Below are 14155 nucleotides of genomic sequence, written 5' to 3'. Positions count from 1 at the left end.
CCTCTCCGGAAAGACCCTGGATTGCTTCGCTGCGCTCGCAATGACGGGGTATGTTGCAGCGGCCTCGCGCCTTACGGCTTCAGGAGTAGCAAAGTGACTTTCGTCGCGCGCCATGCGCTGTGGTCGGATGAGCAGAGGGACGCGGCGGCGCGCATGCGCCGCATCGTCGAGGAAAAGAACCTCGAGATCATCCGCCTCGCCTTCCCGGACCAGCACGGCATCTTGCGGGGAAAGACCATCATCGCCGCTGAAGCTCTCGCCTCGCTGGAGAGCGGCTGCTCCATCACCACGACGATGCTTGCCAAGGACACCTCGCATCGCACGGTGTTTCCGGTGTTCACCTCCGGCGGCGGCTTCGGCATGAAGGAGATGGAGGGCGCAGCCGACGTGCTGATGGTCGCCGATCCCAGCACTTTTCGCGTGCTGCCGTGGGCGCCCGCCACAGGCTGGGTGCTGTGCGATCTCTATTTCAACGATGGCCGCGCCGTGCCGTTCGCAACGCGGGCGCTGTATCGCAAGGTTCTCGATGACCTCGCAAGCCGCGGCCATGATTTCGTCGCCGGGCTCGAGGTCGAATTCCACGTCTTCAAGCTCGACGACGCGCATATGCGGCCCGAGGACGCCGGCCAGCCCGGCACGCCGCCCTCGGTCAGCCTGCTCAGCCACGGCTATCAATATCTCACCGAGCAGCGCTTCGACCAGATGGAACCGGTGCTGGAGATTTTGCGGCGTGACATCGTCGCGCTCGGCTTGCCCTTGCGCTCGGTCGAGGTCGAGTTCGGCCCCAGCCAGTGTGAGTTCACCTTCGCGCCGAAGAAGGGGCTGGAGCCCGCCGACAACATGGTGCTGTTCCGCTCTGCCATAAAGCAGATCGCGCGCCGGCATGGCTATCACGCCACCTTCATGTGCCGGCCGAAACTGCCGAACGTGTTCGCGAGCGGCTGGCACTTGCACCAATCGATCGTCTCGCGCGGAAATGGCGAGAACCTGTTCATGGCCAAGGAAACGGCAAAGGACAGCGAGCCGCTCAGCGCGTTCGGCCAGGCGTACCTCGCCGGCCTGCTCGACCACGCCCGCGCCTCCACCGTGTTCACCACGCCGACCATCAACGGTTACAAGCGCTACCGCTCCTATTCGCTGGCACCGGACCGCGCGATCTGGGGCCGCGACAATCGCGGCGTGATGATCCGCGTGCTCGGCACGCCCGGCGATGCTGCGACGCGCCTGGAGAATCGCATCGGCGAGCCCGCCGCCAATCCCTATCTCTACATGGCCTCACAGATTCTCTCCGGCCTCGACGGTGTCGACCGCAAGCTCGATCCAGGCCCGTCGGCGGACACACCCTACGAGACCAAGGCGCCGCTCTTGCCGAAATCGCTGCGCGACGCCGTCGCTGCGCTGAAGGACGATCCGTTCTTCCGCGAAAAGCTTGGGCCTGAGTTCGCCGACTATTACACCCACATCAAGAACGCCGAGATCGATCGCTTCCTGTCTGAGGTAACCGACTGGGAGCACCGCGAATATTTCGAGATGTTTTAATCGAGGAGCTCACGCCTCCGTGAGGCGACTTCGTCCCACCTGTTCCGACGACATCTGACTGCCATCCGACGAAGCCATTTTCCCCATCCCTCGAAAACCGGCGGAAAGACGCCGGGTCTAGATTAGCCGTGATGAACAACGGAGTTCGATCATGTGGGACCAATTATTCAGCCTGATCTATCACCTCTCCTGCCGGACCACGCTGATTGAGATCGGGACGCATCGGCTAGCGCGTTAACTTCCCTATCGGACCGAATAGGTAACACGCATTGGCCAAATGGGCACTTACATGCGCAAGCTGATTCTGATCGCGGCCCTGTTGCTGGTTGCAACAGAAGCCTTTGCTGCTGGCCCGCGAAGCCTGAGCCTCGCCGCAACCGATGCGAGCCAGGCCGAGCAGCCCGCCGCGACGGCCGCGCCGCAGTCGACCCAGGCCCCGGCAGGGCCCGCGGCCGTTCAGGCCACAACGACGACGCCCACGCCGCCACCTGCTGCAACCGCCGCAACGGCCGCGCAGTCGACTGCCACGCCCGCGAGCAGCACGACCGGCAGCAGCAAGGCGAAGCGACGCCAGCCCTCCGTCGAAGCGCGCGTGATCCGCGAACTGCATCGCCACGGGATTTATTGGTGAGGGCAAGCTCTCACGACCGCCATTGCCAGCGAAGCGAAGCAATCCAGACTGCCGCCGAGGATCCTGGATTGCTCGCTGCGCTCGCAAGGGCGAAGTTGGGGCGGACGTCGCGCTCCTTAGGGGCCTCAGATTCCTAAATATTTATGCTGAAGGTCCGGCGCGGCCATCAGCTCGTCGGAGGTGCCGCTCCAGACCGTCTTGCCGCGCTCGATGATGGAGTGGCGGTCGCAGATGCGGGCGAGGTGATCGACATTCTTGTCGACCACCAGGATCGACTGTCCGCGGCTCTTGAGCAGCGACAGGCAGTTCCAGATCTCTTCGCGAATCAGCGGCGCGAGGCCTTCGGTCGCTTCATCCAGAATCAGAAGCTTCGGGTTGGTCATCAGTGCGCGCCCGATGGCGAGCATCTGCTGCTCTCCGCCGGAGAGCTGGTTGCCCATGTTGGAGGCACGCTCGGCGAGGCGCGGAAACAGCACGTAGATCGCGGCCAGCGTCCAGGGATTGGGGCTAGCGAAACGATCGGCGGCGGCGGCTACGAGATTTTCGCGCACGGTGAGGTTCGGGAAGATCTGACGTCCCTCCGGCACGATGCCGACGCCGAGCTGGGCGATCCGGTATGACGGAAGCTGCCGCACCTCGACGCCCGCGAAACGGATGCTGCCTGCGCGCGCCGGCGTCAGGCCCATGATGGAGCGGATGGTGGTGGTCTTGCCCATGCCGTTGCGGCCCATCAGCGAGACCATCTCGCCCGGTTTGATCGACAGCGACAGGCCGAACAGCACCTGGGACAGGCCGTAGCAGGTCTCGATGCCCTCGACGTCCAGCAGCGTGTCAGCCATGATGCGTCACCACATGCTGATCGCCGAGATAGGCGCGCTTGACGTCCTCGTTCTGGCGGATCGCGGCCGGATCGCCGGAGGCGATGACGCGGCCATAAACCAGCACCGAAATCCGGTCGGCGAGCGCGAACACCGCCGGCATGTCGTGCTCGACGAGCACGATCGAGACCTCTTTGCGCAGCTCCTGGAGCAACTTCACCATGCGCTGCGATTCGGTGACGCCGAGACCTGCCATCGGCTCGTCGAGCAGCAGGAGCTTCGGCTTGCTCGCGAGCGCAACCGCGAGCTCGAGCTCGCGCCGCTCGCCATGGCTGAGCCTGGACACCACGACATCGGCGCGGTGCAACAGGCCGACGCGATCGAGCGCTGCATGGGCGGCATCGCGCAGGCCCTTCTCCTTGCGCGCATTGGCGAAGAAGCGGAACGACGTACCGGCATGCGCTTGGGCTGCCAGGGCGACATTATCGGCGGCGGTGAAGTCGAGCAGCAGCGAGGTGATCTGGAACGAACGGGCGAGGCCCAGCGCGCAGCGGCGATAGGCCGGCAGATAGGTGATGTCCCGCCCCGCCAGCGACACGCTGCCGGAATGCGGTTCGAGGTGCCCCGTGAGCTGGCTGATCAGCGTGGTCTTGCCGGCACCGTTCGGGCCGATAATGGCGTGCAACTCGCCGCTAGCGACCTCGAGCGAGACGTTGTCGGTCGCGATGATGCCGCCGAAGCGGCGCACCAGCTTTTCGACGCGGAGCAGGGGTTCAGCCACGGCCAGCCCTCCCGAGCGCGCCCATGATGCCGCCGCGGCCGAACAGGACGATGAGCAGCAAGAGCGGGCCCATGATCAGCGCCCAATATTCGGTGATCTGCGACAAGAACTCTTCCAGCAGCAGGAACACCACCGCGCCCATGATCGGACCGAACAGCGTGCCCATGCCCCCCAGGATCACCATCACCATGAGATCGCCGGAGCGGGTCCAGTACATCACGGCGGGACTGACGAAATCGGTGTTATTGGCGAGCAGCGCGCCGGCAAGGCCGCACATGGTGCCTGATATGACGAAGCAGACGAGCTGGTAGCGCTTGGCGGCGAAGCCGATCGCCTGCATGCGCTGCTCGTTGGAGCGCAGGCCCTGCACGACGAGGCCGAAGCGCGAATTGACGATGCGCCAGATCAGGAAAATGACACCGAGCAGGCAGGCGAGGCAGAGATAATAGAACTGCATGCGGTCGCCGAGATTGATCAGTCCGGAGAAGTCGCTGCGCTTGTAAACGGTGAGACCGTCGTCGCCGCCGTAGCGCGCCAGGCCCGAGGCGACGTAATAGGCCATCTGCGCGAAGGCCAGCGTGATCATGATGAAATAGACGCCGCGCGTGCGCAAAGAGAGCGCGCCGATCACCAGCGCGTAAGTCGCGGAGGCCGCAAGCGCGACGGGAAACTGGATGAAGCCGCTTCCGACGCCCTCCTGCGCGAGCATCCCGACTGCGTAGCCGCCGATGCCGAGATAGGCAGCGTGACCAAAACTCATCATGCCGCCGAAGCCCATGATGAGATTGAGGCTCGCCGCCGCCAGCGCCAAGATGATGATACGGGTGAACAGCGTCAGGATGAAGATGTTGCCGGTCAGGTGCGAATAGAGCGGCAGCAGCACGAGGCCCGCCAGCATCAGGGCCGTCACGGCTTTGCTCACACTGAAAGCCTTCATCGACGATTGGCCGGAAACAGCCCCTCCGGCCGCACCACCAGCACGATCGCCATTAGGAGATAGATCAGCATGGACGACAGCGCGGGCGCGGCAGTGGAGGCCGCGGCGCCGCTCAGCACCTGCCGGAGCAGGTTCGGCAGGAAAGCGCGGCCGAGCGTGTCGATCATGCCGACGAAGATTGCGGCCAGGAACGCGCCGCGGATCGAGCCAATGCCGCCGATCACGATGATGACGAAGGCGAGGATCAGGATGTTCTCGCCCATGCCGATCTGCACGGTGAGGATCGGCGCCTGCATCAGACCGGCAAGGCCTGCGAGCGCGGCACCTAAGCCAAAAACCAGCGTGTAGAGCAGCTTGATGTTGATGCCGAGCGCGCCGATCATCTCGCGGTTGGAGGCCCCGGCCCGGATCAGCATGCCGATGCGGGTGCGCATCACGCCGAGATAGAGCAAAAGCGCGACCAGCAGCGCGACCGCGATGATGGCGAGGCGATAGGCGGGATAATGAATGCCGGGCAGGATCGGGACCGGCACGGTGAGCCAGGCCGGCAGCGGCAACGCCAGGCCGGCCGGGCCCCAGATCAGCCGCACGGCTTCGTTGAAGAACAGAATCAGGCCGAAGGTCGCGAGCACGTGGTCGAGATGGTCTCGCCCGTAGAGATGCCGCAGCGCAGTCATCTCGAGCACGATGCCGAGCACGAGGGTTGCGCCAAGCGCCATCAGCGCACCGAGCAGGAAGCTGCCGGTCCACGCGGCGAAGGTCGCGGCGAAATAGGCGCCCATCATGTAGAGCGAGCCGTGCGCGAGGTTGACGAGATCCATGATCCCGAACACCAGCGTCAGGCCGGCGGCGAGCAGGAACAGCAGCAGGCCGAACTGCAATCCGTTCAAGAACTGTTCGACGACGAGCAGCATCAAGACTCTTTCAGGCGCACGCAGTGTCACGCCGATGTTCGAACACGGTCGCCATCAGTGAAAGAGCTCCCCCTGCCTGTTCAAGGCCGAAAAATGGGTAATGGCAGTATCGTTCCGAGGCAAGTGCGATTTGACACCAAACATGCACTTTGTTGCATCCCGGCGCCACGCGGCCGACACCTGCTTTGCAATGCAAGAAGATTGCCGCGCGGTATGGGGCAACCTGCCGCACCCAAACGGTCACCCTCCCCCAGGCAAGCCGAGGGAGGGTGGAATGTCGTTGAAGCTTTAGCGAGAGATGCGTCTAGTGCGACGTCATCTGGTGGGGAAGGTCGTCCGGTTCAGCGAGCACGCTATTCACCGTCGAGGCCTCCAGCGCTGCCATCCTGAACAGATAGGCCAGCGTCGTCAGTCCGGCATCGTCCGCCATCTGCGCGAGCTCGAGCGCCATGTCGGACATGTAACCGAGATTCTCGTCCTCGATCTGCGCCATGATCTGGCTGTCCCGCATCATGTTCGACATCTCAAGCGCTCTTTCGTTGCGCGGCAGCGACGCCGCGGAGGTTAGCACGGGCAATACAGTCGATCCGCGGACCGTCCTGCTGGACGATGCTCGTCATTCCGATACGGTCGCGCACGATATCGAGCGACCCCTGACTGACCTCGATCGTTGCAGCCATGGTCCAGGAATTTTCCATCCGCGCCGGCAATCCCAGCGGTGTCACGATGAATCCGATGTCGTTGAAGCGCGGCAACCACCACGTCTCCATGACGAGACAGAGACGCTCGATGCCCTGATCGAGACAGAACTCCTGCGCAGCCGCCATCAATTGCAGATTGAAGGCGCCGTCGCGGCGCTCCCGTGACACGAAGAAGCGCGACCACTCCCAGACCAGCGGGTCCGACGGGCATCCGCGCACGGCCGCGAGATGCGGGAAGACTTCGCTCATCATTGTCGGTCTGGCGGTGGGATACAGGCGGAAGCTGCCGAGCACCCGGCGGTTTTCGAGAGCCAGCAGGTAGACCGCATCGTCATTGTCGTAGCTATCGATCTCGCGGCCGTCGGGCTTGCGTAGCGACTCCCATTTCCGCTCCTCGACAAAAATCTCGTGACGGACCCGAAAATACTGTTCGAGAACGTCCTCGTTGAGGTGCCGATTGGCGGCAGAAATCACATGAATCATGCACTCCCCCTGGCTCGAAATGAAGGGAGCCTCAGCGAAAAAGGCAAAGTCGACTATTGGGAAATTTCCCAGTAGGCGAGGATTTCAGGGATTGATGATTCTGTGGCGGATCGCGATCGCGACCGCATGCGTCCGGTTGACGGCGCCGAGCTTGCGCGCGGCAGTTGCAAGATGCTCTTCCGCAGTGCGTTGCGTGATGTGCAGGATCTCGCCGATCTCCCAGGCGGACTTGCCTTGCGACGCCCAGGCAATCACCTCGCGCTCGCGCGGGGTCAGGCGCATCGACGGATGCGGCGCCGGATCGAGCAGACGGCGAATGTGATCGAAGCCGTACATCCCGATCAGGTGCAGCGCCGGCTTGCTGCGCGCATTGAGATCGAGGTGGACGCCACCGAGCGAGACGCCGGCCTCATAGCCGGTCAAGCCGTGGATCGGCACGACGAAGCCGCGCGACATGCGGAAATCGGCGGCGCGCCGCATCACCTCCACCGCACCCGGCTCCAGCTCCGGATCATACGGCGCCTCAGACCACTCGAAAGGATTCACCGTCTGCCGGCATTTGCGGATCACGGGGTCGACACGGTCGTAACTCTTTTGGACATAGAGGTTGAACCACTCCGCCGGCCATTTCTTGGCGAGCACCATCTGGGAAAAGCGCTGATCGGGATTCGGCAAGCCCGTTACGATGATATGTTCGAAACCGTATCGGCTGAACGCGGTCGCAAGCGCGTCCATGGCGTCCGGAACTTTGGTATAGGCTTCCAAGCCTTCGATGAAGTCGAGCGCCTCCCGACCATAGTCTACGGCGGACATCAGTGCGTTTCCTGACTCTCACCCCGCCGTATAGCACGCATTGGGGAGCTGCCTCAGGTCGCCGTGGCCGTAGTTTACCGGTGCTCATCCGCTCCGAAGACTTAATCTACTTGTGGCAGAAATGACGTCACGATACACCTGAAGCGTACGAAGCGGGAAAACCACGATGGAAGACGAGGACATCGCTCTCAACAGCGTGCTCGGCCTGGAATTGAACCGCGTGTTTTTCGCCGTCCGCCAAACGGCAAACAAGCAAAAGATCATCGAGTTCGCGCGCGAGGTGCTGCAAAGCGAGCGCGCCGAGCTGGCGAACAGCCTCTTGCCCGAGGGCCCGGCGGGTTAGCCAACGCAGTTGCAGCTTCACGCGCCCCGCTTCCATTTGAACGCGCTGATTTCCGTCGAAACGATCCGACTGTTGCCGTCTCCCCTCCCGAGCGGGAAGCCTAAGGACCCGAGAGCAACTTGCCTCCTCCGCCCATGTTGACAGACACTTGCCGCTGGATGACATCTCGGCTCTCGTGAGATGATCGAGATCACGATCATCCTTCGGACGCCCGGACATGATGACGCTGCGCCAGGTTGAAGTGATACGTGCCGTGATGGTGACGGGCACCATCGGCGGCGCGGCGAAGCTGCTCAACGTCTCGGCACCGGGGATCAGCCGCCTCGTCAAATACACCGAGCGCTCGCTCGGCATCCGCTTCTTCCAGCGCCAGAACGGGCGCTATTTCCCGACGCCGGAAGCCGAGAACATCTTCGAGCAGATCAACGGCGTCTACAAGAAGGTCGACGACCTCTCCGAGATCATCTCCAAGATCGGCCGCGGCGGATTGTCGGAGCTGCGCATCGGCTCGGTGCCGAGCATCTCGCAGGTGATGGTGCCGCGCGCGATCGAGCGCGTCCGCCGCCGCTATCCGGACCTCGGCATCGACATCAACATCCTCAAGCTCGAGGAAGCCATCGATTATCTGATGCTCGGCCGCGGCGAGTGCGTGGCGATGAGCTACCGACTGGAACATTCAGGGCTCGACCTCATGCCGCTCGCCTCGGGCGAGCTCTATTGCATCGTGCCGCCGGGACATGAGCTCGCCGGCCGCAAGCAGGTCTCTGCCGCCGAGATCACCCGCTATCCGCTGATCGGGATCGATCCGAACGACCCTTACGGACGGATCATGGCCGAGATCTTTGCGCGCAACCGGCTCGACTACAACATCACCATCCGCGCGCGCTTCGGCACCACGGTCTGCGCCCTGGTCAAGGCGGGGCTCGGCATCGCCATCATCGACCAGTTCACGGTGGCCCATGGCGGCTATCCCGGAATCGAGCTCTTGAAGATCACCGAGCCGACGCGGTTCGACACCTATATCGCGGTGAAGCGCGGCGCGCCGCTGTCGCTCCATGCCGAGTATTTCATCGATGCCCTGCGCGCCGAGATGCGCGCGGTCGAGCCGTCCCGCGGCAACGGCAAGGCCGTTTCGGCACGCGGGCGGAAGAAATAACATTATGTTAGGTTTACCGGATAAAAGGGTAATTGTGTTAGGCAGGGGAAAGGCTATCGTCGCGGCTGGAATTGCGCGGATTTCCCCGCTAATGGCCGGGCCCGGACGCTCCCAACGAGACGATAGCGAACCATGTCGAAGCGCGAACACGCCGCCAGCAGGAAGCTTCTCACCGGCCTGATCGGCGCGCCGATCGCGCATTCCGCGTCCCCCGCCATGCATGAGCGCGCCGCCGAGGCGCTCGGCCTGCGCGGCCACTACCAGCTCATCGAAGTGGCCGGTGCCGATGCGGCCGGGCTCCGCATGATGCTCGAAGGCGTGCGCCGGCTCGGCTTTGCCGGCGTCAATGTGACCTATCCTTATAAGGAAGCGGTGGTCCCACTGCTCGATGCGCTGGCGCCGGACGCTGCCGCCATGGGCGCGGTCAACACCGTCGTCGTCAGGGACGGCCAGCTGACCGGCCACAACACCGACACTACAGGCTTTGCGCGTGCGGTGGCCCCGCTGCTGGCGCCATCAGCCAACTCCGTTGCCGTGATCGGCGCAGGCGGCGTCGGCAAGGCGATCGCGTTTGCGCTGGCGGGCCTGGAGGTGACCGATATCCGCATCTTCGACAGCGAGCCGGCGCGCGCCGAGAAACTCGCCTCGCTGCTTGCCAGGCAGGGCCGCGCGAGGGTGGCCGGAAACGTCGAGGACGCACTCGATGGTGCAACCGGTCTCGTCAATGGCACGCCGGTCGGCATGCTGCCGAACCGAGACACCCCGGTGCCGGCGGCGCTGCTCAGGGCAGACCTGTGGGTCGCCGATGCCGTCTATTCGCCGCTGATCACGCCGCTGCTTGCCGCAGCGCGACAGAAAGGCGCTCTGATCATGACCGGGCGGGAGCTTGCGATCTATCAGGCCGCCGACGCCTTTGAACTGTTCACCGGCCTTGCTCCATCGACCGAGATCATGGGAGAGGCTTTTGATGCCGTGATGGCTGCGCGCACCGCCGCCTATCAGGCAGCTTGAGACGAAGCGGCCGGGCACAAGGCCGCTTGCAAGATTTGAAACGGGAGGAGAGGACGATGAAATCAACGCTATTGGTGGGCGCGCTGCTCACCGCCATGACGGCAACGAGCGCCCTTGGCCAGGCGATCAAGCTCGCCGACGTCGCCGAGCTCTCCGGCGGCGGCGCCACCGTCGGCACCAACTGGAAGAACGGCATCGACCTCGCGATCGAGGAGATCAACGCCAAGGGCGGCGTGCTCGGCCGCAAGCTGGAGGTCACCCACGCCGACTCGCAGTCCAACCCCGGCGTCGCCCGCGCCCAGGTGCAGAAGGCGCTCGACGCCGAGCCCTATGTGCTGCTCGGTCCCGGCTATTCCGGCTCGGTGAAGGTCACCGCGCCGCTCGCGGCCGAAGCCGGTATCGCGCAGATCATGGGCGGCGAAGCCGCAGAGCTGACGCAGGCGGGCAACAAGTTCCTGTTCCGCACCTCGTTCGGCCAGCAATCCTCGATGCCGAAGGTCGCCAAATACATCCACGACGAGATGAAGGCGAAGACGGTTGCGGTGGTCTGGGTCAACAACGACTTCGGCCGCGGCGGCCGCGACGTCGTCGTCAAGGAGCTCGACCGGCTCGGCTCCAAGGTGGTTGCCGATCTCTCCACCGAAGCGGGCCAGGCCGATTTCGCCGCCGACGTCGGCAAGATCAAGGCTGCCAATCCCGATGCCGTGTTCGTTTATCTCAATGAGGAAGAGAGCGCGCGCATCCTGAAAGAACTGAAGCGGCAGGGCGTCACCGCACCGCTGATGGGCGAGACCACGCTGATCGGCCAGAAGGTGATCGAGCTCGCTGGCGATGCCGCCAAGGGCGCGCGCGGCCATGTCGGCCTCACCACCGATGCCCCGGTCGATCTGATCAAGGCGTTCCGCGAGAAATTTTCCAAGAAGTACAATTACGTGCCTGATCATAACGGCCTGAAGGGCTATCTCGCCGTCTACATGGTCAAGGCCACCACCGAGAAGATGGGCAAGGTCGACTCGAAGAAGTTTGCCGACACGCTGCATGGCCTGACCATCAAGGCCGCCGACGAGCCGGGCATTTTGATGGACGTCACCTTCAGCGACACCGGAGACATCGACCGTCAGAGCTTCCTGGTCGAGGTGGTCGAAGGCAAGCAGGTCGTGAAGCAGGTGCTGCCGAAAGTGAAGTGAGGTTCGTCTCTCTCCGCTTGCGGGGAGAGACCGGAATTTGCGCAGCAAATTCCGGGTGAGGGGGAGCTTCCGCGGGTCCAACTATTACCGCCCTCGCGAAGGCTCGCCCTCACCGTAGCCGATGCTTCGCATCGGCGTTCTTAAGAACGGCGGCCGTAGGCCGCCTACGCCTCTGCCCGCAAACGTGACGAACGGGAAGGCAGAACGGCGAGAGGGGAAAATGTCCAGTCTGTTCGATCTTCTGGTCGCGGGACTTGCCACCGGCGCGATCTATGCGCTGGTCGCGGTCGGCTTCACGCTGCTGTGGCAGACTTCGCAGACCATCAATTTCGCCCAGGGCGAGTTCGTGATGCTGCCGGCGTTCCTGATGCTGGCGGCGATGCATGCCGGCGCCCCGTTCTGGCTCGCGATCATCCTCGGCATCCTGCTCTCGATGATCTTGCTCGGTCTCGCCTTCAAGCTGCTGCTGGTCGATCCGATGATGCGCCACGGCGTGCTGCCGCTGGCGATCGCGACCATGGCGCTGGCCATCGGCATCAAGGAATCCGTCAAGCAGTTCTTCAGCGCCGAGGCCTCGCCCTTCCCGTCGATCGCGCCGACCGGCGATATCTCCATCCTTGGCCATGCGGTGTCGCTGCAAAGCATCGGCGTCCTCGTCGTCGCCATCCTTGCCGTCTTCGGCTTGACCGCACTGCTCAACCGCACCTCGCTCGGCCACCAGATGCAGGCGGCGGCGCAGAACCCGACGGTGGCGCGGATCATCGGCGTGCCGGTCGAGCGCATGATCCTGCTGACCTTCCTGATCAACGCCTTCCTGGTGGCGCTAGCCTCACTGCTGATCACGCCGATCTATCTCGCCAAATTCTCCTCCGGCGAGGTGCTGGGCCAGGCGGCATTCATCGCCGCGATCGTCGGCGGCTTCAACCAGGTGCGCGGCGCAATCGCCGGCGGTCTTTTGATTGGCGTGCTCGACAATCTCGCGGCCGCCTATGTCTCGACGCAGTATCGCGCCGCCGTTCCGATGATCTTCCTGATCGCCGTCATCCTGTTCCGGCCGCAGGGCTTGCTCGGCCGCGCCGAGGAGCGCACGGTATGATCAGCTTTGGCAAACCCCTGAAGATTGCGCTCGGCCTCATCGCCATCGCCGCGCTGATCATTGTCCCCATGAACTTCAACCGTTACGGTCTGTTCATCCTGAGCCAATGGGCGGTGATGAGCATCGCCGCGATGGGGCTCAACCTTACGCTCGGCTATGCCGGCCAGGTCTCGCTGGCGCAGGGCGCCTTCGTCGGCATCGGCGCTTATGCGGCGGCGATCATGACCACCCATGGCTGGCCGCTGCCGGCCGCGATTCTGGTCGCGATCGCCTTGAGCTTTGCGGTCGGCTGGGTGCTGGGTTATCCCGCGCTGCGCGTGCAGCACCACTACCTCGCCTTCGTTACCCTCGCCTTCTCCACTCTCGCCTTCCTGGTGTTCCGCAACGAGAGCTGGCTCACCGGCGGCATCTACGGCATCTCCAACATCCCGCGCCCGCACGTCTTCGGGCTAGCGACCAACAAGCCGCTGCCCTTCTATTATGTCTGCCTCGGCTCGCTCGCGATCGTGTCGCTTGCCGTGTGGTGGCTGATCCGCTCGCCCTGGGGCCGCGCCTTCATGGCGCTGCGCGAGAATCCGCTGCGTGCGCAATCGCTCGGCGTCGACACCCGGCGCTACACGCTGATGGCCTTTGCGATCGGCTCGGCGCTCGGCGGCGTCGCCGGCGCACTCTATGCGCCGCTGACGCAATATATCGATCCCGTGCCGTTCAACCTGTCGCTCTCGCTCGACCTGCTGATGATGGTGATCGTCGGCGGGGCCGGCTTCTATTTCGGTCCGTTCCTGGGCGCGATGATTGCCGTGCTGCTGCCGGAATGGCTGCGCTTCACCGAAGGCTATTATCTCATGCTCTATGCGGTTGCGGTGATGCTGCTCTTGATCTGGTCGCCGACCGGCATCCTGGGAATCCTCGATCGCGCGATGGCGGCGCGACGGACCAAGGCGGCGTCCGCGCTGCGCGCCGTCGCAAAGTCACGCCTGGAGACGGTGCAATGAGCGCAGTCCTCGAGGTTACCAATATCAAGAAAAACTTTGGCGGCATCAGCGCCGTCGATGGCGTCAGCTTCGACGTGCGCGAGGGCGAGATCCTCGGCCTGATCGGACCGAACGGCTGCGGCAAGTCGACGCTGTTCAACTGCATCCTCGGCCAGCTCACGCCGTCAGGCGGCGAGGTCAGGCTGGACGGCAAGGTGGTGACGGGCCTGCGGCCCTCCGAACTCAACAAGTTGGGGGTCAGCCGCACCTTCCAGCTCCTGCAGGTTTTTCCAAAGCTCTCGGTGCGGGAGAACCTGATTCTGGCCGGACAGGAGCACCAGGGCAACATGGCCTCGCGCCTCGTCGGCCGCTCCGATGCCGGGCTGAGCGACGCCGCCAACCAGATGATCGGCTTCTTCAAGCTCGACCATCTCGCGGACGAGCCGGCCGGCGGCCTCTCCTATGGCCAGCAAAAACTGCTCGATGCCGCCATGGCCTTCATGGGCGGACCGCGCCTGGTGCTGCTCGACGAGCCAGCCGGCGGCGTCAACCCGTCGATGCTGGCGGACCTCAAGGACCGCCTGGTTGCGATCAACCGCGAGAAGAACGCCACCTTCGTCGTGATCGAGCACAACATGGAATTCGTGATGTCGCTGTGCTCGCGGGTGATGGTGATGGCGGAAGGCAAGGTGCTGGCGATGGGACGGCCGGATGAGGTGCGGAAAAACCTCGCCGTCATCGAAGCCTATCTCGGACATTAGGGAGCGCGAG

The 14155-nt window shown here is 63.9% G+C and carries 16 protein-coding genes; 9 read left to right on the top strand and 7 right to left on the bottom strand.

The window, feature by feature from the left end; translation table 11 throughout:
- The first annotated feature begins 93 nt into the window (after positions 1-93).
- Together IVA91_RS10875 and IVA91_RS10870 are read left to right on the top strand one after the other, a co-directional pair.
- On the top strand, positions 94-1539 hold the full coding sequence (locus IVA91_RS10875) for a glutamine synthetase family protein (RefSeq protein WP_247281852.1): 1446 nt from the start codon (positions 94-96) through the stop codon (positions 1537-1539).
- A gap of 289 nt (positions 1540-1828) precedes the next feature.
- Positions 1829-2170 carry a hypothetical protein gene (locus IVA91_RS10870; protein ID WP_247281853.1) on the top strand — a complete coding sequence of 114 codons (342 nt, stop codon included), beginning with the start codon at positions 1829-1831 and terminating at the stop codon, positions 2168-2170.
- A gap of 125 nt (positions 2171-2295) precedes the next feature.
- Here the strand turns inward: IVA91_RS10870 and IVA91_RS10865 are convergent, their stop codons facing one another.
- The 7 genes from IVA91_RS10865 to IVA91_RS10835 all read right to left on the bottom strand — a co-directional run bounded on the left by IVA91_RS10865 (position 2296) and on the right by IVA91_RS10835 (position 7617).
- A complete protein-coding gene (locus IVA91_RS10865; RefSeq protein WP_247281854.1) occupies positions 2296-3009 on the bottom strand; it encodes an ABC transporter ATP-binding protein in 714 nt (237 codons plus the stop codon).
- Positions 3002-3769: an ABC transporter ATP-binding protein gene (locus IVA91_RS10860; RefSeq protein WP_247281855.1), complete on the bottom strand. Its 768-nt coding sequence runs from the start codon at positions 3767-3769 to the stop codon at positions 3002-3004. Before IVA91_RS10860 ends, IVA91_RS10865 begins: the two co-directional genes overlap by 8 nt.
- On the bottom strand, positions 3762-4706 hold the full coding sequence (locus IVA91_RS10855; protein ID WP_247281856.1) for a branched-chain amino acid ABC transporter permease: 945 nt from the start codon (positions 4704-4706) through the stop codon (positions 3762-3764). Before IVA91_RS10855 ends, IVA91_RS10860 begins: the two co-directional genes overlap by 8 nt.
- Positions 4703-5620, bottom strand: coding sequence for a branched-chain amino acid ABC transporter permease (locus tag IVA91_RS10850; protein WP_247281857.1), 918 nt, complete (start codon positions 5618-5620; stop codon positions 4703-4705). The genes IVA91_RS10855 and IVA91_RS10850 overlap by 4 nt, the downstream gene beginning before the upstream one ends.
- 304 nt (positions 5621-5924) lie before the next feature.
- Entirely contained in the window at positions 5925-6143 is a 219-nt protein-coding gene (locus IVA91_RS10845; protein WP_247281858.1) for a hypothetical protein, read from the bottom strand.
- 1 nt (position 6144) lies between these two features.
- Positions 6145-6804 (bottom strand): acyl-homoserine-lactone synthase, encoded by a 660-nt coding sequence (locus IVA91_RS10840; RefSeq protein ID WP_247281859.1) that lies wholly within the window; start codon positions 6802-6804, stop codon positions 6145-6147.
- Between the two features lie 84 nt (positions 6805-6888).
- Complete coding sequence (locus IVA91_RS10835) at positions 6889-7617, bottom strand: LuxR family transcriptional regulator (RefSeq protein ID WP_247281860.1); 729 nt, start codon at positions 7615-7617, stop codon at positions 6889-6891.
- Between the two features lie 166 nt (positions 7618-7783).
- Here IVA91_RS10835 and IVA91_RS10830 point away from each other — a divergent pair, with 166 nt between their 5' ends.
- From IVA91_RS10830 to IVA91_RS10800, 7 genes are all read left to right on the top strand, one after another.
- Positions 7784-7960: a hypothetical protein gene (locus tag IVA91_RS10830; protein WP_247281861.1), complete on the top strand. Its 177-nt coding sequence runs from the start codon at positions 7784-7786 to the stop codon at positions 7958-7960.
- A 217-nt stretch (positions 7961-8177) separates the two neighbouring features.
- The gene (locus tag IVA91_RS10825; RefSeq protein WP_247281862.1) at positions 8178-9116 is read left to right on the top strand and encodes a LysR family transcriptional regulator; all 939 of its coding nucleotides are present in this window, start codon (positions 8178-8180) and stop codon (positions 9114-9116) included.
- Positions 9117-9248: 132 nt separating this feature from the next.
- Positions 9249-10127 carry a shikimate dehydrogenase gene (locus tag IVA91_RS10820; RefSeq protein ID WP_247281863.1) on the top strand — a complete coding sequence of 293 codons (879 nt, stop codon included), beginning with the start codon at positions 9249-9251 and terminating at the stop codon, positions 10125-10127.
- A gap of 56 nt (positions 10128-10183) precedes the next feature.
- Entirely contained in the window at positions 10184-11314 is a 1131-nt protein-coding gene (locus IVA91_RS10815; protein ID WP_247281864.1) for an ABC transporter substrate-binding protein, read from the top strand.
- Between the two features lie 220 nt (positions 11315-11534).
- On the top strand, positions 11535-12410 hold the full coding sequence (locus IVA91_RS10810; protein ID WP_247450611.1) for a branched-chain amino acid ABC transporter permease: 876 nt from the start codon (positions 11535-11537) through the stop codon (positions 12408-12410).
- A complete protein-coding gene (locus IVA91_RS10805; RefSeq protein WP_247281866.1) occupies positions 12407-13405 on the top strand; it encodes a branched-chain amino acid ABC transporter permease in 999 nt (332 codons plus the stop codon). Before IVA91_RS10810 ends, IVA91_RS10805 begins: the two co-directional genes overlap by 4 nt.
- On the top strand, positions 13402-14145 hold the full coding sequence (locus tag IVA91_RS10800; RefSeq protein WP_247281867.1) for an ABC transporter ATP-binding protein: 744 nt from the start codon (positions 13402-13404) through the stop codon (positions 14143-14145). The genes IVA91_RS10805 and IVA91_RS10800 overlap by 4 nt, the downstream gene beginning before the upstream one ends.
- Positions 14146-14155 lie beyond the last annotated feature (10 nt).

It is taken from the genome of Bradyrhizobium sp. 153, assembly GCF_023073835.1.
Lineage (GTDB): Bacteria > Pseudomonadota > Alphaproteobacteria > Rhizobiales > Xanthobacteraceae > Bradyrhizobium.
Note: the sequence above shows the minus strand (reverse complement) of the source record. Positions and strands in the feature narration are given on the sequence as shown.